The sequence below is a fragment of the Saccharothrix lopnurensis genome, assembly GCF_042658445.1.
Classification (GTDB): Bacteria; Actinomycetota; Actinomycetes; order Mycobacteriales; family Pseudonocardiaceae; genus Actinosynnema; species Actinosynnema lopnurensis.
Genome location: NZ_JBHSQO010000025.1, coordinates 86,193 through 105,163 on the forward strand (window position 1 = coordinate 86,193; position 18,971 = coordinate 105,163).

Annotated in this window: 13 protein-coding genes; 12 read left to right on the forward strand and 1 reads right to left on the reverse strand. The window is 75.9% G+C overall.

What is annotated here, in order from left to right; genetic code table 11:
- Window positions 1-213 precede the first annotated feature (213 nt).
- The 10 genes from ACFP3R_RS23180 (at window position 214) to ACFP3R_RS23225 (ending at window position 12,539) form a co-directional block, all read left to right on the forward strand.
- Window positions 214-1,011, forward strand: coding sequence for a TIGR02569 family protein (locus ACFP3R_RS23180; RefSeq protein ID WP_380638475.1), 798 nt, complete (start codon window positions 214-216; stop codon window positions 1,009-1,011).
- Between the two features lie 203 nt (window positions 1,012-1,214).
- Entirely contained in the window at window positions 1,215-3,188 is a 1,974-nt protein-coding gene (locus ACFP3R_RS23185; protein ID WP_380638491.1) for a molybdopterin oxidoreductase family protein, read from the forward strand.
- Window positions 3,185-4,639: an FAD-dependent oxidoreductase gene (locus ACFP3R_RS23190; RefSeq protein ID WP_380638476.1), complete on the forward strand. Its 1,455-nt coding sequence runs from the start codon at window positions 3,185-3,187 to the stop codon at window positions 4,637-4,639. Before ACFP3R_RS23185 ends, ACFP3R_RS23190 begins: the two co-directional genes overlap by 4 nt.
- A 100-nt stretch (window positions 4,640-4,739) precedes the next feature.
- A complete protein-coding gene (locus ACFP3R_RS23195; RefSeq protein ID WP_380638477.1) occupies window positions 4,740-6,101 on the forward strand; it encodes an MFS transporter in 1,362 nt (453 codons plus the stop codon).
- Window positions 6,102-6,215: 114 nt separating this feature from the next.
- Entirely contained in the window at window positions 6,216-8,741 is a 2,526-nt protein-coding gene (nirB, locus tag ACFP3R_RS23200) for a nitrite reductase large subunit NirB (RefSeq protein WP_380638478.1), read from the forward strand.
- Window positions 8,738-9,100, forward strand: coding sequence for a nitrite reductase small subunit NirD (gene nirD, locus ACFP3R_RS23205; RefSeq protein WP_380638479.1), 363 nt, complete (start codon window positions 8,738-8,740; stop codon window positions 9,098-9,100). Before nirB ends, nirD begins: the two co-directional genes overlap by 4 nt.
- The gene (locus ACFP3R_RS23210) at window positions 9,097-10,212 is read left to right on the forward strand and encodes a uroporphyrinogen-III synthase (protein WP_380638480.1); all 1,116 of its coding nucleotides are present in this window, start codon (window positions 9,097-9,099) and stop codon (window positions 10,210-10,212) included. The genes nirD and ACFP3R_RS23210 overlap by 4 nt, the downstream gene beginning before the upstream one ends.
- The gene (locus ACFP3R_RS23215; protein ID WP_380638481.1) at window positions 10,209-10,874 is read left to right on the forward strand and encodes a sirohydrochlorin chelatase; all 666 of its coding nucleotides are present in this window, start codon (window positions 10,209-10,211) and stop codon (window positions 10,872-10,874) included. Before ACFP3R_RS23210 ends, ACFP3R_RS23215 begins: the two co-directional genes overlap by 4 nt.
- A gap of 280 nt (window positions 10,875-11,154) precedes the next feature.
- On the forward strand, window positions 11,155-12,114 hold the full coding sequence (locus ACFP3R_RS23220) for a pirin family protein (RefSeq protein ID WP_380638482.1): 960 nt from the start codon (window positions 11,155-11,157) through the stop codon (window positions 12,112-12,114).
- Window positions 12,111-12,539, forward strand: coding sequence for a tetratricopeptide repeat protein (locus ACFP3R_RS23225; protein WP_380638483.1), 429 nt, complete (start codon window positions 12,111-12,113; stop codon window positions 12,537-12,539). Before ACFP3R_RS23220 ends, ACFP3R_RS23225 begins: the two co-directional genes overlap by 4 nt.
- Here ACFP3R_RS23225 and ACFP3R_RS23230 read toward each other — a convergent pair.
- Window positions 12,502-12,828, reverse strand: a complete 327-nt coding sequence (locus ACFP3R_RS23230) for an MGMT family protein (protein WP_380638484.1) — start codon at window positions 12,826-12,828, stop codon at window positions 12,502-12,504. The two genes, ACFP3R_RS23225 and ACFP3R_RS23230, sit on opposite strands and share 38 nt — an antisense overlap.
- A gap of 66 nt (window positions 12,829-12,894) precedes the next feature.
- On the opposite strand from ACFP3R_RS23230, the gene ACFP3R_RS23235 reads away from it, so the two are divergent.
- Both ACFP3R_RS23235 and ACFP3R_RS23240 read left to right on the forward strand, forming a co-directional pair.
- Window positions 12,895-16,059, forward strand: a complete 3,165-nt coding sequence (locus ACFP3R_RS23235) for an ATP-dependent helicase (protein WP_380638485.1) — start codon at window positions 12,895-12,897, stop codon at window positions 16,057-16,059.
- Window positions 16,060-16,146: 87 nt separating this feature from the next.
- Window positions 16,147-18,971, forward strand: a 2,825-nt coding sequence (locus tag ACFP3R_RS23240; protein WP_380638486.1) for an ATP-dependent helicase, incomplete at its 3' end; no start/stop codon positions are given.

Genomic DNA, 18,971 nt, shown 5'->3' on the forward strand with positions numbered 1-18,971 from the left:
CACCGTCCCGGTCCCACCGCCCGCGCGACCCGGACGGGTACCCCCGGCCAGGCGCGACACACCCGGGAGCGGACGCGGCGCGGGTGGTTCTGGTCACAGCGCCTACCCCGCTGCTGAAACCGCATTATTGCGGTTACGCCGAACGCGTGGACACCACAGGTTGCCGTCGCGAGGTCCACCACCGAGACGGCCGGTGCAGGTAGCGTGCCGGCCGTGAACCCGTCTCCGGAGCCGCCACCGTCGCACGTGCGCGCCGCGTTCGGCGCGCGGGACGCCGAACCGGAGCTGATCGACGGCGGCCCCGTGTGGAAGTGCGGCGACGCCGCCGTCCGGCCCGCGGGCAAGCCCGCCGAGGCCACCTGGGTCGCCAAGACCCTCGACGCGCTCGACATCGACAACCTGCGCGTGGCCAGGCCGCTGCGCTCCACCGACGGTCGCTACGTGGTCGGCGGCTGGGCGGCCACCAGGTACCTGTCCGGCCGCGCCGAGCCCCGGCACGACGAGGTCGTCGAGGTCGCCGTCAAGCTCCACCAGGCCACCGCCGGGCTGTCCAAGCCGCGGTTCCTCGACGCCCGCGCCGACCTGTTCGCCGCCGCCGACCGCCACGCCTGGGACGAGCAGCCCGTCGAACTCGACCCGGAGCTGGGCGGCCGGCTGTTCGAGCAGCACGCGGCCGGGCGCAAGCCGATCGCGCTGCGGCCGCAGGTCGTGCACGGCGACCTGTTCGGCACCGTGCTGTTCGCGGGCGACGCGCCGCCCGCCATCATCGACTTCAGCGCCTACTGGCGGCCCGCGCCCTACGGGGCGGCGGTCGTCGCGGTCGACGCGCTCGCGTGGGGCGGCGCGGACCCCGGCATCCTGGGCCGGTGGGCCCACCTGGAGGAGTGGCCCCAGGTGCTGCTGCGCGCCGTGCTGTTCCGCCTCGCGGTGCACGCCCTGCACCCGCGCTCGGGCCCCCGGTCGCTGGTCGGGCTGGAGCGCGCCGCCGCGCGGGTGGCCGAACTGCTCTGACCTCACCCGCGCCCCGCGCGCGCTGAGCAGGCAAGTTCGCGTGGACGAAACACCGCGCGTTCTGGCGTTAACAGCCCGTTCCTACCGTCGGGCGGGTGACCGACTCCACCGCCGCAGGCCCGCCCGTGCTCGACGCACCCCGCGCGCGAGCGGCCGGGGCAGGCACCGACACCCACTGCCCGTACTGCGCCCTCCAGTGCGCGATGACCATCACCGACGGCCGGGTGACGCCGCGGGAGTTCCCGACCAACCGCGGCGGCCTGTGCCAGAAGGGCTGGACCTCCGCCGCGCTGCTGACCTCGCCCGCCCGGCTCACCACGCCGCTGGTCCGCCGCGACGGCGTGCTCCAGCCCGCGACCTGGGACGACGCCCTCGACCTGGTCGCGGACAAGCTGGCCGCGCTGCGGGCGGCCCACGGGCCCGACGCGGTCGGCGTGTTCGGCGGCGGCGGGCTCACCAACGAGAAGTCCTACCTGCTGGGCAAGTTCGCCCGGGTCGCCCTGGGCACCTCCCAGATCGACTACAACGGCCGGTTCTGCATGTCCAGCGCCGCCGCCGCGGGACTGCGGGCGTTCGGCCTGGACCGCGGGATGCCGTTCCCGGTCACCGACCTCGACCGCGCGGACGCCGTGCTGCTGATCGGCGGCAACCCGGCCGAGACCATGCCGCCGTTCGTGCAGCACCTGCGGGGCGCCGAGCTGATCGTGGTCGACCCGCGCCGCACGGCGACCGCCGAGCTGGCCACCCTCCACCTCCAGCCCGCCCCCGGCACCGACCTGGCGCTGGCGCTGGGCCTGCTGCACACCGCGGTCGCGGACGGCCGGCTGGACCGCGACTACCTGGCCGAGCGCACCACCGGCTTCGACGACGCCTGGCGGATCGCCGCCACCTGGTGGCCCGAACGGGTGGAGCGGGTCACCGGCGTGCCGGTGGCCGACCAGCGGGCCGCGGTGCGGATGCTCGCCGAGGCGGGCAACGCCTACGTGCTCACCGGCCGCGGCGCCGAGCAGCACGCCACCGGCGCGGACACCGTGTCGGCGTGGATCAACCTGGCGCTGGCGCTGGGCCTGCCCGGCCGGCGCGGCTCCGGCTACGGCTGCCTGACCGGCCAGGGCAACGGCCAGGGCGGTCGGGAGCACGGCCAGAAGGCCGACCAGCTGCCCGGCTACCGCAGGATCGACGACCCGGCGGCCCGCGAGCACGTCATGGGCGTCTGGGGCGTGGACGAGCTGCCCGGTCCCGGCCGGTCCGCCTACGAGCTGCTCGACGCGCTCGGGCAGCCCGGCGGGCCCAAGGCGCTGCTGGTGTTCGGCAGCAACGTGGTCGTCTCCGCCCCGCGCGCCGGGCACGTGACCGACCGGCTGGCCGCGCTGGACCTGCTGGTCGTGTGCGACCTGGTGCTGTCGGAGACGGCCGCGGTCGCCGACGTCGTGCTGCCGGTCACCCAGTGGGCCGAGGAGAGCGGCACCATGACCAACCTGGAGGGCCGGGTCCTGCTGCGGCAGCAGGCGGTGCCCGTGCCCGAGGGGGTGCGGAGCGACCTCGACGTGCTGCGGGGCCTGGCCACCCGGCTCGGGCAGCCCGCCGAGCGGTTCCCCACCGAGCCCGAGGTGGTGTTCGAGGAGCTGCGCCGGGCCTCCGCGGGCGGCGCGGCCGACTACTCCGGCGTCACCTACGACCGCCTGCGCGCCGGCGAGGCGCTGCACTGGCCCGTGGTCGACCGCGGCACCCCGCGGGTGTTCCTGGACCGCTTCGCCCACCCCGACGGCCGGGCCCGGTTCACCGCGGTCGAGCACCGCGGCCCCGCCGAGCCGCCCGACGCCGACTACCCGCTCCAGGCCACCACCGGCCGGGTGCTCCAGCACTACCAGTCCGGCGCGCAGACCCGGCTGGTGGCCGAGCTGAACGCCGCCGAGCCCGAGACCTACGTGGAGGTCCACCCGGACACCGCGGCCCGCGCGGGCCTGCGCGACGGCGACCGGGCGGCCGTGGTGTCGCGGCGCGGCCGCACCCTGGCGCGGGTGCGCTGCGTGCCGTCCCTGCTGATCGACGTGGTCTTCCTGCCCTTCCACTACGCCGGCGACGGCCGGGCCAACCTGCTGACCAACCCGGTGCTGGACCCGACCAGCCGGATGCCCGAGTTCAAGGTGTGCGCGGTCCGATTGGAGACGGTATGAGGAACGTTGTCGTCGTGGGCTACGGCATGGCCGGCGCCCGGCTGGCCGACGAGATCCGCCGTCGCGACCCCGGCGCCGACCGGGTCGCGGTGACCGTGCTGGGCGACGAGGACCACCCCGCCTACAACCGGGTGCTGCTGTCCAGCGTGGTGGCCGGGTCGCTGACGGCGGACGCGGTGCGGCTGCACGACGCCGACTGGGCCGCCCGCCGGCGCGTGGACCTGCGGCTCGGGGAGCCCGTCAGCAAGGTCGACCGCACCCGGCGGGTGGTGCACGTGGGCGACGGGGAGGTGCCCTACGACGCGCTGGTGCTGGCCACCGGCGCGCGGTCCTGGGTGCCGCCGACCGAGGGGCTGCTCGACGGCGACGGCGACGGGGCGATGGCGCCGGGCGTGGTGGCGTTCCGGTCGCTGGACGACTGCGCGCTGATCGTGGAGAAGGCGTCGCCGGGCACGCCGGTCGCGGTCATCGGCGGCGGGCTGCTCGGCCTGGAGGCCGCCCGCGGTCTGGCCGGCCGGGGCTGCCTGGTCACCGTGGTGCACCCGGTCGGGCACCTCATGGAGCGCCAGCTCGACCCCGGCGCGGGCCGCGTGCTCGCCCGGACCCTGGAGGGGCTGGGCATCGAGTTCCGCCTCGGCGCGCTGGCCGGCCGGTACGTGCCGGGGGAGGGCCTGGAGCTCGTCGACGGCACCTCGGTGCCCGCCGACCTGGTCGTGGTGTCCGCGGGCGTGCGGGCCGAGACGGCGCTGGCCGAGCAGGCGGGCCTGGAGGTCGACCGGGGCGTCCTGGTCGACGACGCGCTGCGCACCAGCGACCCGCGCGTGCACGCCATCGGCGACTGCGCCCAGCACGTCGGCACGGTGTCCGGCCTGGTCCAGCCCGCGTGGGAGCAGGCCGCCGTGCTCGCCGACCGCCTCACCGGCGCCGCCCCGGCCGCCCGCTACGCGGGCACCACCGTGGTGACCAGGCTCAAGGCGCGCGATGTCGACCTGGCCGCGCTGGGCGACGTCCACGTCGACGTGGACTGCCCGGACGCCGAGGTGCTGTGCTTCCAGGACCCGGCGCGCGGCCGCTACGCCAAGCTGGTGCTGCGCGACGACCGGGTGGCCGGCGCGATCGTGCTCGGCGCGCCCGACGCGGCGGCGGCCATCACCCAGCTCTACGACCGCGGCCTGGCCGCGCCCACCGACCGCCTGGCCCTGCTGCTGGGCCGCGCGCTGCCCACCGCGGGCGGCGGCGAGGCCAGCCCCGCCGACCTGCCCGCCTCCGCCCTGGTCTGCCGCTGCAACACGGTCAGCAAGGGCCAGCTGGTCGGCGCCTGGCGCGCCGGCGCCACCACCGTGTCGGCGCTGGCCGAGGTCACCCGGGCGGGCACCGGCTGCGGCGGCTGCAGGGACGCGGTGTGCGGCATCGTCGACTGGCTCGCGGCCTCACAGCCGCAGCCCGCGTGATGTGCGGGGGAGTTGTCGGCCGCGACACCTCGTCCAACGCGGGGGTAACAGGCCGTTCCTACTGTTCCAGCCAGTGCAGGCCGGTGTCCGGGAGGGTTCTTTGAGCACGGTGGTGGAGACGGTGGTGGAGACCGGGGTGGCGCCGCGGGGCGAACGCGGCGGGCGGTGGATCGAGCACTGGGAGCCGGAGGACCCGGCGTTCTGGGAGCGCACCGGGAAGCGCGTGGCGCGCAAGAACCTGGTGCTGTCGATCCTGGCGGAGAACCTGGGCTTCACGGTGTGGAGCCTGATGAGCATCGTGGTGGTGAGCCTCGGGCAGGTCGGGTTCGACTTCTCGGTCGGCCAGCAGTTCTGGCTGCTGATCGTGCCCAACCTGGTCGGCGCGGTGCTGCGGGTGCCCTACACGTTCGCGGTGCCCCGCTTCGGCGGGCGGGCGTGGACCACGATCAGCGCGGGCCTGCTGCTGGTGCCCTGCGCCATGCTGATCACCGCGGTGGTCAACCCGGGCACGCCCTACTGGTTCTTCCTGCTCACCGCGGCCGCCATGGGCTTCGGCGGCGGCAACTTCTCCTCCTCCATGGCGAACATCTCGTTCTTCTACCCGGAGGGCCGCAAGGGCCTGGCGCTGGGCCTGAACGCGGCGGGCGGCAACCTCGGCGTGGCCGTGGTGCAGCTGGTGGTGCCGATGGTCATCACCCTCGGCGCGGGCGTGAACCTCGCCTACGCGGCCGCGTTCTGGATGCCGTTCATCGTGGTCGCCACCGCCTGCGCGTGGTTCCTCATGGACAGCCTGGTGCAGGCCAAACCGGACGGCACCTCCTACCGCGCGGCGATGTCCAACAAGCACACCTGGGTGATGTCGTTCCTCTACATCGGCACGTTCGGCTCGTTCATCGGCTTCTCGTTCGCGTTCCCGTCGCTGATCAGGCTGAGCTTCGCCGACCACCGGGAGTTCGTCGCCCTGGCGTTCCTGGGCGCCCTGATCGGCTCGGTGAGCAGGCCCTTCGGCGGCTGGCTCGCGGACAGGTTCGGCGGCGCGCGGATCACCCTGCTGACCTTCGTCGGCCTCGGGATCGGCACGGTCGGCGTGCTGGCCAGCACCGAGCTCGGCAGCTTCCCGCTGTTCTTCGGCTCGTTCACCTGGCTGTTCGTGCTGGCCGGCATGGGCAATGGGTCCACCTACCGGATGATCCCGGCGATCTTCGCCACCCAGGTCGCGGACCTCGCCCCGGCCAGGCGGCAGGCCGCCGCGGTGGTCGGCATCGCGGGCGCGGTCGGCGCGTTCGGCGGCGTGCTGGTCAACCTGGTGTTCAAGTTCTCGCTGGAGGGCGGCGGGACGCTCGCGCCCGCCCTCACCGCGTTCCTCGCGTTCTACGCGCTGTGCGTGACCACGACGTGGTGGTTCTACCTGCGGCGGCGGGTCTTCGTCCGGGTGCCGAGCCTGGCCCACGCCGGCGTCTGACGCACACCGCGTTGACGTGCGACGTGAGGTTGCTTTAACGCCTGCGCAACATTCACGACCTCGGCGCGACACGGCGCCCGGTGAGCATGGCCGGGCAGGAGGAGGGATTGGTCCATGACTCGAACGCTCGTGGTGGTCGGTCACGGCATGGTCGGGCACCGCCTCGTCCAGGCGCTGCGGGAGAAGGACGCGACCGACCAGTGGCGGGTCGTCGTCTTCGCCGAGGAGAACCGCCCCGCCTACGACCGGGTCGCCCTGTCCTCCTACGTCGACACCCGGGACGCGTCCTCCCTCGCGCTGGCGCCGCACGACGACGACCTGGTCGAGCTGAACCTCGGCGACCCGGTCGCGCACCTCGACCCGGCCGCCCGGGAGGTCCGCACCGCCTCCGGGCGGGTGCTGGGCTACGACGCGCTGGTGCTGGCCACCGGCTCGGTCCCGTTCGTGCCGCCGGTGCCGGGCCGCGACCTGCCCGGCTGCCACGTCTACCGCACCATCGAGGACCTCGACGCCATCCGCGCCACCGTGGAGGGCGCGGTGCGGTCCCACCGCGCCGGGCGGCGCGCGGGCATGGTGCTCGGCGGCGGGCTGCTCGGCCTGGAGGCGGCCAACGCGCTGCGCGGCCTGGGCATCTCGCCGCACGTGGTGGAGCTGGGCCCCCGCCTGATGCCGCTCCAGGTCGACGAGGGCGGCGCGGGCCTGCTCAAGCGGCTGGTGGAGAAGCTCGACCTGACCGTGCACACCGGCACCTCCGCCTCCGCCATCGAGCGCGACCGGGGCCGGCTCATCGCCAGGCTGTCCAACGGCACCGAGCTGGACCTCGACGTCGTGGTGTTCTCCGCGGGCATCCGGCCCCGCGACGAGCTGGCCCGCGCGGCGGGCCTGGCCGTCGGCGAGCGCGGCGGCGTCCTGGTCGACGAGGCGTGCCGCACCTCCGCCGAGGACGTCTACGCCGTCGGCGAGTGCGCCAACCTCGACGGCGTCGTCTACGGCCTGGTCGCGCCGGGGTACTCCATGGCGGAGGTGGTCGCGGACCGGCTGCTCGGCGGCGGTGCCGCGTTCCCCGGCGCCGACACGTCCACCAAGCTCAAGCTCCTCGGCGTGGACGTGGCCTCGTTCGGCGACGCGCACGCCCGGCAGGAGGGCGCGCTGGAGGTCGTGGTCAACGACGCGGTCGCGGGCACCTACGCCAAGGTCGTGGTCTCCGACGACGCGCGGACGCTGCTCGGCGGCGTCCTCGTCGGCGACGCCTCCCGGTACCCGGTGCTGCGGCCGCTGGTGGGCCGCCCGGTGCCCGGCGACCCGGTGTCGCTGATCGGCCCGGCGGGCGGCGTGGAGCTCACCCTGCCGAACGACGCGCAGGTCTGCTCGTGCCACGCGGTCACCAAGCAGCACGTCGTGGACGCGGTGACCTCCGGCGACGCGGTGGACGTGCCCGGCATCAAGGCGTGCACCAGGGCGGGCACCGGCTGCGGCTCGTGCGTGCCGATGCTGAGGAAGCTGCTGTCCGAGTGCGGCGTGGAGCAGTCCAAGGCGCTGTGCGAGCACTTCGACCAGTCGCGCGCCGAGCTGTTCGAGGTCGTCCGGTCCACCGGGATCACCACGTTCTCCGAGCTGATCGACCGCTTCGGCCGCGGCCGGGGCTGCGACCTGTGCAAACCCACCGTCGCCTCGATCCTGGCGTCGCTGGACTGCGGCCACGTGCTGGGCGGCGAGCAGGCCGCGCTCCAGGACACCAACGACCACTTCCTGGCCAACATCCAGCGCAACGGCACCTACTCGGTGGTGCCGCGCATCCCCGGCGGCGAGATCACCCCGGAGAAGCTGATCGTCATCGGCGAGGTGGCGCGCGACTTCGGCCTCTACACCAAGATCACCGGCGGGCAGCGCATCGACCTGTTCGGCGCGACCGTGGACCAGCTGCCGCGGATCTGGCGGCGCCTGGTGGACGCCGGGTTCGAGTCCGGCCACGCCTACGGCAAGGCGCTGCGCACGGTGAAGTCCTGCGTGGGCACCACGTGGTGCCGCTACGGCGTGCAGGACTCGGTGGGCCTGGCCATCGCGCTGGAGCTGCGCTACCGCGGCCTGCGCTCGCCGCACAAGCTCAAGTCCGCCGTGTCCGGCTGCGCGCGCGAGTGCGCCGAGGCGCGCGGCAAGGACTTCGGCGTCATCGCCACCGAGAACGGCTGGAACCTCTACGTCGGCGGCAACGGCGGCTTCACCCCGCGCCACGCCGACCTGCTCGCGCCCGACCTGGACACCGCGACCCTGGTCCGGCTGATCGACCGGTTCCTGGTGTTCTACATCCGCACCGCCGACCGGCTCCAGCGCACCTCCGCGTGGATCGAGGGCCTGGAGGGCGGCCTGGACCACCTGCGCGCGGTGGTCGTGGACGACAGCCTCGGCATCTGCGCCGACCTGGAGGCCGCCATGGCCGGGCACGTGGCCAGCTACGCCGACGAGTGGCGCGGCGTGCTGGAGGACCCCGAAAAGCTGGCCCGGTTCACCTCGTTCGTCAACGCGCCGGGCACGCCCGACCCGACCATCTCCTTCCGCGAGGAGCGCGGCCAGAAGGTTCCGGTCCTGCTGGGGGTTCCGACCCCGGGCGGGGAGAACGACCCGGTGGAGGTTTCCCGATGACACCCGTCTGCGCGTTGAGCGCCCTGCTGCCCGACCGCGGCGTCGCCGCCCTGCTCCCGGACGGGACGCAGGTGGCCGTGTTCCTGACCTCCGCCGGGACGGTGCACGCGCTCGGCAACATCGACCCGTTCAGCGGCGCGGCCGTGCTGTCGCGCGGCCTCGTCGGCGACCGGGGCGGCGTGCCGGTGGTGGTGTCGCCGGTCTACAAGCAGGCGTTCGAGCTGTCCACCGGCGCGTGCCTGGACGACCCGGCCGCGGTCGTGCCCGCGCACCCGGTGGAGGTCGTCGACGGCGTGGTGCTGGTCGGGCCGGCCGACGGGGCCCCGGTGGGCGACGTCGTCCGGGCCGGTTCGGCGTGACCGCCGCCCCGCTGGCCGGGTACACGATCGGCGTGACCGCCGCCCGGCGGGCCGACGAGCTGGGCGCGCTGCTGGAGCGCAAGGGCGCCACCGTGCTGCACGGCCCCGCGATCCGCATCGTGCCGCTGCCCGACGACGCGGAGCTGCTGGCCGCGACCCGGACCGTGGTGGAGGAGCCGGTGGACGTCGCCGTGGCGACCACCGGCATCGGCTTCCGCGGCTGGGTCGAGGCCGCCGAGGGCTGGGGCCTGGCCGCGCGGCTGCTGACCAGGCTGTCCGGCGCGACGGTGCTGGCCCGCGGCCCCAAGGCCCGGGGCGCCGTCCGCGCCGCCGGCCTGGTCGAGGAGTGGTCGCCGGAGGGCGAGAGCAACGCCGAGCTGCTGGACCACCTGCTGCGCGCCGGGGTGGCGGGCAAGCGCATCGCGGTGCAGCTGCACGGCGAACCGCTGCCGGAGTTCACCACGGCCCTGCGGGACGCGGGCGCGCACGTGGTCTCGGTGCCCGTCTACCGGTGGACCGGGCCGCAGGACCCGGCGCCGCTGGAGCGGCTGCTGGAGGCCGTGCTGGTGCGCCAGGTGGACGCCCTGACCTTCACCAGCGCGCCCGCCGCCGCGTCCGTGCTGCGCACCGCCGAGCAGCTGGGCCGGCGCCCCGAGCTGCTGGCGGCGCTCCGGCGGGACGTCCTGGTGGTCGGGGTGGGCTCGATCACCGCCGCCCCGCTGGTGCGGGCCGGGGTGCCGGTCGTGCAGCCCGCCCGCGCCCGCATCGGCGCGCTGGCCCGCGAGCTGACCCTGGAGCTGCCCGCGCGGGCCACCCGCCTGCGCATCGCCACCCGCGACGTGGAGCTGCGCGGCCAGGCCGTGGTGGTCGACGGCGAGCTGCGCCCCGTGCCGCCCGCCCCGATGGCCGTGCTGCGCGCGCTGGCCGCCGCCCGCGGCCGGGTGGTCCCGCGCCGCGACCTGCTGGCCGCCCTGCCCGGCGGCGGCGAGGAGCACGCCGTGGAGACCGCCATCGGCCGGCTGCGCACGGCCCTGGGCGAACCGCGCATGGTGACCACCGTGGTCAAGCGCGGCTACCGCCTGGCCGTGGACCCCGCCGGGGTGGCCGTATGACCCTCGTCCTGGTCGCCCACGGCACCCGCGACCCGGCCGGCGCCGAGGTCGTCGAGGAGATCGCCGCGGGGGTCCGCGCCCGCCTGGGCGGCGTGCCGGTCCGCGTCGCCTACGCCGACGTCCGCCGACCCGACGTCACCACCGTCCTCGCCGCCACCCCCGGCCCGGCCGTGGTCGTCCCCGCCTTCCTGGCCGCCGGCTACCACGTCCGGGTGGACATCCCCGCCCAGGTGGCGGCCTCCGGCCACCCCGCCGCCACCATCACCGACCACCTGGGCCCGGCCCTCCTCCCGGCCCTGCTGTCCCGCCTGGCGGAGGCCGGCCACCACCCGGGCGACCCGGTCGTCCTGGCCGCCGCCGGCTCCTCCGACCCCCGCGCCCTGGCCGACGTGCGCGCCACCGCGACCGCCCTCTCCCACCACGTGGGCCCGGTGGCCATCGGCTACGCCGCCACCGCCACCCCGCGCATCGCCGACGTGGTGGCCCGCACCCCGGGCCGCGTGGCCGTAGCCTCCTGGCTCCTGGCCCCGGGCCTCTTCCACCGCACCGCCACCACCTCGGGCGCCCCGGTGGTCACGGCCCCCCTGGGCGCCCACCCCCGCGTAACGGAAGCCGTCCTCCTGCGCTACCACCAGTCCCACCACTCCCGCCCCGCGGCCTGACCCCCTCCCGGTGTCCCGAACGCAGAACTCGGTGGTCGCGAACGTGGGACACGGTGGTCCTGAACGTACGACTCGCGAGCCCTGAACGTACGACTCGCGCGTGTCGTACGTTCGCGACCGGCGTGTCGTACGTCCGGAACGCGCGAGTCGTACGTTCGCGACCACCGTGTCCCACGTTCAGGACCCCCGAGTTCAACATTCGCGCGGAATAGTTGAGGTTTCAACCAGGTTGACGCGGGTGTGCCGCCCGAACCGGGGCGGCCGGCCGAAGGAGGCAGCCGTGCCCGCCGTCACCGCCGACACCCTCACCCTCCCCCGCCTCCCCGACCTGCCGCAGACCGCCACCGCGTGGCGGCCGGTGCGCGAGGTCGTCCGGGCTCAGGAGTTCCTGGAGGGCGAGGGCTTCCGGGTCCGCCGCCCCTTCCCGGGCGTCGGTCTCGCCAACGCCGACCCGTTCCTGCTCCTGGACCACATGGGCGCGGTCGAGTACGGCCCCGGCGAGGCCAAGGGCGCGCCCTGGCACCCGCACCGCGGCTTCGAGACCGTCACCTACATGATCGACGGCGCGCTGGAGCACCGGGACTCCGCGGGCGGCGGCGGCCTGATCACCGACGGCGGCACCCAGTGGATGACCGCGGGCAGCGGCGTCCTGCACTCCGAGCTGCCGCCGCAGGACGTCGTCGCCCGGGGCGGCCTGTTCCACGGCGTCCAGCTGTGGGTCAACCTGCCGCGCGCCGAGAAGTGGACCCCGCCCCGCTACCAGGACATCGCCGCCCGCGACACCACGCTGCTGTCCAGCGGCGACGGCGGCGCGCTGGTCCGCCTCGTCGCCGGTGACGTGGCGGGCTTCCGCGGCCCCGGCGCGACCCGCACCCCGATCACCTACCTGCACGCCACGCTCAGCCCCGGCGCCCGCCTCGACCTGCCGTGGCCCGAGGACTTCACCGCGATGGTCTACGTCCTCGCCGGCCGCGGCACGGTCGGCCCCGAGCGCCGCCCGCTCGACGAGGGCCACCTCGCCGTCCTGGGCCGGGGTGGCGCCCTGACCGCGCACGCCGCCACCCCGTGGGACGTGCTGGTGCTGGGCGGCCTGCCCCTGAACGAGCCCGTCGCGCGCTACGGCCCGTTCGTGATGAACACGCGCGCGGAGATCATCCAGGCCATCGAGGACCACCAGGCCGGGCGACTCGGGCGGACCCAGGTCCCCCACGTCACCGCGGCGGACGAGGAGCTGTCATGACCGACGTCGTCGAACTGCTGCGCCGGGGCCGCGGTTTCCTGGCCGCGGGCGACCCCAGCGGCGCCGCCCGCTACCTCGCCGAGGCCGCCGAGCAGGCCCCGCGCGACCGCACCGTGCTCACCGAGCTGGCGCTGGCGCACTTCCGGTCCGCCTCGCTGGGCCGGGCCGAGCGCGTGCTCACCGAGCTGGTCGGGCTGGACCCGGCCGACGGCTACGCCCGCCTGCTGCTGGGCCGCACGCTCAGCCGCCTGGGCCGGCACGCCGAGGCGCTGCCCCAGCTCAAGCTGGCGGCCGCGCTGACCGGCGACCCGGAGGTCGAGCGGGAGGTGGCGCGCGTCCGGGCGCGCGTCACCCCGACCACCACCACCCCGGACGTCGCCCCGGACGTCACCACAGCCCCGGAGGCTCCTCCTCGGGCTCCGTGACGGCCTCCTCCCACCGGTACCTGCGCAGGTCGACCTTGCCCTCCCGGTCGACCACGCCCTCCTCGCGCAGCCGTTGCAGCTGCTCCTCGGCGATGTGGGGCGCGCAGGTGCCGTTGGCGCGCAGCACCCGGTGCCACGGCAGGTCGTGGCCGTCGCCGTTGAGGACCTGCCCGACCAGCCTCGGCGACGGCGCGCGCGCCAGGTCGGCCACGTCACCGTAGGTGGCGACCCGCCCGGCGGGGATGGAGCGCACGACCTCCCGCACCGACTCGTGCAACTGTTCGTCCACGCCGATCAGCATTCCACGGCCTGCCGCCCGCGGGTCTGTCGGTGCGACGTGGTTCCATCTCCTGCCGTGGTGGTCAACAGGGCGCCGTTGCTGGTGCGACCGGAGCGGCGGGAGGAACCCCGCCGCGACTGGGACGCGCCCGCGCGGCAGGTGTTCGCGCACCCCGGCGGGCGGCTGCGGGTCCTCGGCGGCCCCGGCACGGGCAAGACGACGCTGCTGGCCGAGGTCGTCGCCGACCGGGTGCGGCGCGGCGGCGCGGACCCCGAGCAGGTGCTGGTGCTGGTGGCCAACCGGCGGGCGGCCGAGGCGATGCGCGCCCACATCACCCGCCTGCTGGCCGGGCCCGCGACCGACGGCGTGCTGCCCACCACCCAGGAACCGCTGGTGCGCACCGTGCACTCGTACGCGTTCGCGGTGCTGCGCGCCCAGGCGGTGCTCAACGGCGAGCCCGCGCCCCGGCTGCTGTCCGCCCCCGAGCACGACGCGGTGCTGCGCGAGCTGCTCGCCGGCGACGTCGACATGGGCGCGCCGAGGTGGCCCGCCCGGCTGCGGCCCGCGCTGACCCTGCCCGGCTTCGCCCAGGAGCTGCGCGACCTGCTGCTGCGCGCCGCCGAGCGCGGCCTCGCCCCCGAGGACCTGACCGAGCTGGGCCGCAAGCACGCCCGCGAGGAGTGGATCGCCGCCGGCCTGTTCGGCACCCAGTACGAACAGGTCAACCTGCTGGCCAGCAGCGGGCAGGGGCACGCGCCGTCCTACGACGCGGCCGAACTGGTCGGCAGCGCGCTGCTGGCGTTCGAGACCGAGCCCTTGGTCCTGGAGGCGGAACGGCGGCGCGTCCGGCACCTGCTCGTCGACGACGCGCAGCACCTCGACCCGCTCCAGCTGGAGTTCCTCCGCGTGCTGGGCGACACCGCGCACGAGTTCGTCCTGGCCGGCGACCCCGACCAGGCGGTGTTCTCCTTCCGCGGCGCGGACCCGACCCTGCTCGGTCGGGCGCCCGGTCCCGCGGTGGTGCTGCGGCGGGGTCACCGGATGGCACCGGAGATCCGCGCCGCGGTGGGCCGGCTCGCGTCCCGGCTGCCGGGCGCCTCGCCCGCCCGCGAGGTGGAGCCGGTCGACGGCGGGGGTCACGTGCAGGTGCGGCTGTTCGCCTCCGCCGCGCAGGAGGCGAGCTGGGTGGCCGACCAGCTGCGCCGCGCGCACCTGGTGGATGGCGTGCCGTGGTCCGGGATGGCGGTGGTGGCGCGGTCCGCCACGCGGGTGCTGCCGGTGCTGCAACGCGCCCTGCTGGCCGCGGGCGTGCCGGTGGCCGTGCCGCACGACGAGCTGCCGCTGGCCCAGCAGCCCGCCGTGCTGCCGTTCCTGGCGCTGCTGCGCTGCGCGGCCGTGCCCGGGTCGCTCGACGAGGACACCGCGGCGATGCTGCTGTCCTCGCCCCTCGGCGGCGCGGACCCGCTGGCGCTGCGCCGGCTGCGGCGCGGCCTGCGACGGCTGGAACTGGCCGCGGGCGGCGACCGGGCCAGCGGCGAGCTGCTGGTGGAGGTGGTCGAGCAGGCCGACCGGCTGGCCGCGCTGGAGGACGCCGAGGCGCTGCCCGCGCGGCGCGTCGCCGGCCTGCTGCGCCGGGTCCGCAAGGCCATCGCGGACGGCCTGACCGTCGAGCAGGTGCTGTGGGAGCTGTGGCAGGGCACCGGGCTGGAGCAGCGGTGGGTGGCGCAGTCCGCGCGCGGCGGCCTCGGCGGCAGGCAGGCCGACCGGGACCTGGACGCGGTCGTGGGCCTGTTCGAGGCGGCCGCCAGGTACGTGGACCGGCTGCCCGGCGCCGGCGCCGACGGGTTCGTCGACTACCTGGCGATGCAGCAGATCGTGGGCGACACCCTGGCCCCGGCCGCGCCCGTCGGCGAGGCGGTGTCGGTGCTCACCGCGCACGCCGCCGCCGGTCGCGAGTGGACGGTCGTGGCGGTGCCGGGCGTGCAGGAGGGGAGCTGGCCGGACCTGCGGCTGCGCGGGTCGCTGCTGGGCGTGGAGCGGATGCTCGACGTGGTGGCGGGCGTGCAGGCCGACACCGTCTCGTCGATCGCCCCCATCCTGGCCGAGGAACGGCGACTGCTGCTCGTCGCCGCCAGCCGCGCCCGGCGGTCGCTGCTGGTCAGCGCGGTGCGCGGGGAGGACCTCCAGCCGTCGCGGTTCCTCGACGAGATCGAGGAGCTGTCCACCGGCGCGCCCGAGCGGGCGGTGTTCACCCCGCAGCGCGGCCTGGTGCTGGCCGAGCTGGTCGGCGAGCTGCGGCGCGTGGTGTGCGACGACGACGAGCCCGACGAGCGCCGGCGGCGGGCGGCCGACCAGCTGGCGCGGCTGGCCGCGGCGGGCGTGCCGGGCGCGCACCCGGACGCCTGGTACGGCCTGGCGGACGTGACCACGGACGACCCGCTGTGGACCGAGGAGCACACGGTCAGCGTGTCGCCGTCCACGGTGGAGGTGCTGACCAGGTGCCCGCTGCGGTGGGTGGTCGAGCGGCACGGCGGCCAGGACCCGGCCGAGCTGGCGTCCGTCACCGGCACCCTCGTGCACGCCCTGGCGCAGGCCGCCGCGGCCGGCGCGGACGAGAAGGAGCTGCGGGTCAAGCTGGACGAGGCGTGGGCGGCGGTGGACGCGGGCGCGCCCTGGTTCTCCCGGCGCGAGCGGATGCGCGTGGAGCGGATGCTCGACACGTTCCTCGACTGGCTCGCCTCCAGCCGCTCCCAGCTCACCCAGGTCTCGGTGGAGGAGGAGATCTCCGTCGAGGTGCCCCGCGAGGACGGCGGCCCGCGGCTGCGGGTGCGCGGCCGCGTCGACCGGCTGGAGACCGACCGGGAGGGGCGGCCGGTGGTGATCGACGTGAAGACCGGCAAGAACCCGGTGACCAGGAAGGAGGCCCAGGAGCACCCCCAGCTGGCCGTGTACCAGCTGGCGACCGCCCTGGGCGGGTTCACCCACCTCGGCCTCGGCACCGACCCGGGCGGCGCGCGGTTGCTCTACGTGGCCAAGGAGAACAAGAAGACCGGCGCGGCCGAGCTGGAGCAGGCGCCGCTGGACGAGCAGGGCGTGCGGGTGTGGCTGGAGGCCGTGCAGGTGGCCGCCGGGTCCAGCGTCGGCCCCTCCTACCGCGCGGCGGAGAACGCGGACTGCGACCGGTGCCCGGCCCGCACCTCGTGCCCGATCCACTCCTCGGGGCGGCAGGTCAGCCAATGAGGACGGCTGTGAGCAGGCAATAGTCCGTCGTACTGCGGGTCGCCGTAGGTAGCGGGGCGTGATGTCGAAGAATGCCCCCTTGTGGTCGTGCCGGGTGGGGTCGAACGAGCGGGTGAGCCGGGGGAGCTCGCCGGCCCGTTCGAGGTCGCCGAAGCCCTCGGGCTGCCCCGCCCGACGCCCGAGCAGGCCGCCGTGGTCTCCGCGCCGGGAGCGCCCGGCCTGGTCGTGGCCGGCGCGGGCGCGGGCAAGACCGAGACCATGGCCGCGCGCGTCGTCTACCTGGTCGCCAACGGCTTCGTCACGCCCGAGCGCGTCCTGGGCCTGACCTTCACCCGCAAGGCCGCCCGCCAGCTGTCCGAGCGGGTGCGGTCGCGGCTGCGGCGCCTGGCCGGGTCGCCGCTGCTGGACCGGCTCGACCCGAGCGGCGAACGCCGCGCCGCCGTGCTGACCACCGAACCCGTCATCCTCACCTACCACGCCTACGCGGGCCGGCTCGTCGGCGAGCACGGCCTGCGGCTGCCCGTCGAACCGGGCGTGCGGCTGCTCACCGAGACCGCGGCGTGGCAGCTCGCGCACCGCGTGGTGTCGACGTGGGGGGAGGACATCGACACCGACAAGGTCCCGGCCACCGTCACCAACTACCTGATCGCGCTGGCCGGCGAGCTGGGGGAGCACCTGGTCGAGCCGGACCTGCTGAACCGGCACGCGGAGCGGCTGGTGCGGGCGATCGAATCGGCGCCCAGGACCACGCGGCAGGGCGCCGCGCTGCCGCAGTCGTTGCAGGCCGTGGTCGACGCCCAGCGGCTGCGCGCGGGCCTGCTGCCGCTGCTGGAGGCGTACCAGGCGCGCAAGCGGCGCGAGGCGGCGATGGACTTCGCCGACCAGATGTCGCTGGCCGCCCGGCTCGCCCAGGAGCACCCCGAGGTGGCGCGCGGCGAGCGCGAGCGGTACGGCGCGGTCCTGCTCGACGAGTACCAGGACACCGGCCACGCCCAGCGCGTGCTGCTGCGGTCCCTGTTCGGCCGGGGCGAGCCCATGCCGGTCACCGCGGTGGGCGACCCGGCGCAGGCCATCTACGGCTGGCGCGGCGCGTCCGCGGCCAACCTGCCCCGGTTCGTGCACGACTTCCCGCCCGCCCGCAAGTACGGGCTGCTCACCAGCTTCCGCAACCCGCCCGAGGTGCTGACCCTGGCCAATGCCGTGTCCGCGCCGCTGCGCGAGATGGGCCTGGACGTGGAGGAGCTGCGCGCCCGCGACGGGGCGGGGCCCGGCGACGTGCGCGTGGCCCTGTTCGACGACGTGCGCCGCGAGCTGGACTGGCTGGCCGAGACCGTGGCCGCGCAGTGGGAGGCGCACCTGGACACCAGCGACGAGCCGCCGACCGCGGCCGTGCTGGTCCGGCGGCGCTCCGACATGGCGGCCATCGCGGCGGCGCTGCGGGACCGCGGCCTGCCGGTGGAGGTCGTCGGCCTGGGCGGGCTGCTCGACGAGCCCGAGATCCGCGACCTGCTCAGCGCCCTGCGGGTGCTGGTGGACCCCCTGGCCGGCACCGCGGCCGCCCGCCTGCTCACCGGCTCCCGGTGGCGGGTCGCGGCGCGCGACCTGGCGGCGCTGTGGGCGCGGGCCCGCGAGCTGGCGGGCGCGCCCACGCGGCAGGCCGTCGTGGACGACCCGCTGTCCGTGCTGGCCGACGCCCTGCCCGGCGAGCACGCCGAGCAGGCGGGCCTGGCCGACGCCCTGGACGACCCGGGCGACCCGACCGCGTACTCGGCCGAGGGCTACCGCCGTATCCGCCGGCTGGGCGCCGAGCTGTCGGCGCTGCGCCGGCGCCTGGACCAGCCGCTGCCGGAGCTGGTCGCGGACGTGGAGCGCACGCTGCTGCTGGACATCGAGGCCCTGTCCCGCCCCGGCGGCGTCGGCCGGGCGCACCTGGACGCGTTCGCCGACGTGGTCAACGACTTCGCCGCCGCCAGCCCGTCCGCGACGCTGCCCACGCTGGTCGACTACCTGCACACCGCCGAGCAGGCCGAGGACGGCCTGGAACCGGGCGAGGTGGAGGTGGCCGAGAACCGGGTGCAGGTGCTGACCATGCACTCGGCCAAGGGCCTGGAGTGGCACATCGTGGCCGTGCCGCACGTGGTGAAGGACGTGTTCCCGGGGCGCAAGAAGTCCTCGTCCTGGCTGCGCACGGTGCCGGAGCTGCCGGCGGACCTGCGCGGCGACGCGGAGGACCTGCCCACGCTGTGGCTCTCACCCGACCAGGACCGCAAGGAGGTGGAGGACGCGCTCGTCGGGCACGAGGCCGACTTCGACACCCGGCGGCTGGTCGAGGAGCGCCGGCTGCTGTACGTGGCGCTGACCAGGGCCGAGCACAGCCTGCTGGTGTCCGGGCACTGGTGGGCCGAGACCGGGGACCGGCCCAAGGGGCCCTCGACGTTCCTGACCCAGATCCGCGCGGCGGTGCTGGCGGCGGAGCACCCGCCGGCGGACATCGCGGTCTGGGCGCCGCCGCCGGAGGAGGACGCACCCAACCCGCTGGCCTCGCAGACGAAGTCGGCCCAGTGGCCGGCCGACCCGCTGGGCCGGCGCCGCGCGGCGGTGGTGGAGGGGTCGGAGCTGGTGCTGTCGGCGCTGGAGCGCCTGCTCGCCGAGCCCGAGCCCGCCCCGGTGCCCGCCGAGGCCCGCGCGGTGGCCGTGTCCGGCCACACCGTGGACGTGGTGCTGCCCGAGGAACCGGCCCCGTTCGACGAGCCGTCCTCCCCCGACGAACCGCCGGCGCCCGACGGGCCGGCCTCTTTCGGCGAGCCGCTCCCGGTCCCGTTCGACGAACTGCCCCCCGAGCCGCCCGACTTCGAGCCGCCGCCCGACCCCGGACCGGCGGCCGACCCCGGACCGGCGGCCGACCCCGGACC

Coding starts and splice junctions, on each gene's coding strand:
- ACFP3R_RS23185 (WP_380638491.1), top strand. CDS start 1,215: ATGACCATCACCGACGGCCGGGTGACGCCGCGGGAGTTCCCGACCAAC.
- ACFP3R_RS23190 (WP_380638476.1), top strand. CDS start 3,185: ATGAGGAACGTTGTCGTCGTGGGCTACGGCATGGCCGGCGCCCGGCTG.
- nirB (WP_380638478.1), top strand. CDS start 6,216: ATGACTCGAACGCTCGTGGTGGTCGGTCACGGCATGGTCGGGCACCGC.
- nirD (WP_380638479.1), top strand. CDS start 8,738: ATGACACCCGTCTGCGCGTTGAGCGCCCTGCTGCCCGACCGCGGCGTC.
- ACFP3R_RS23215 (WP_380638481.1), top strand. CDS start 10,209: ATGACCCTCGTCCTGGTCGCCCACGGCACCCGCGACCCGGCCGGCGCC.
- ACFP3R_RS23225 (WP_380638483.1), top strand. CDS start 12,111: ATGACCGACGTCGTCGAACTGCTGCGCCGGGGCCGCGGTTTCCTGGCC.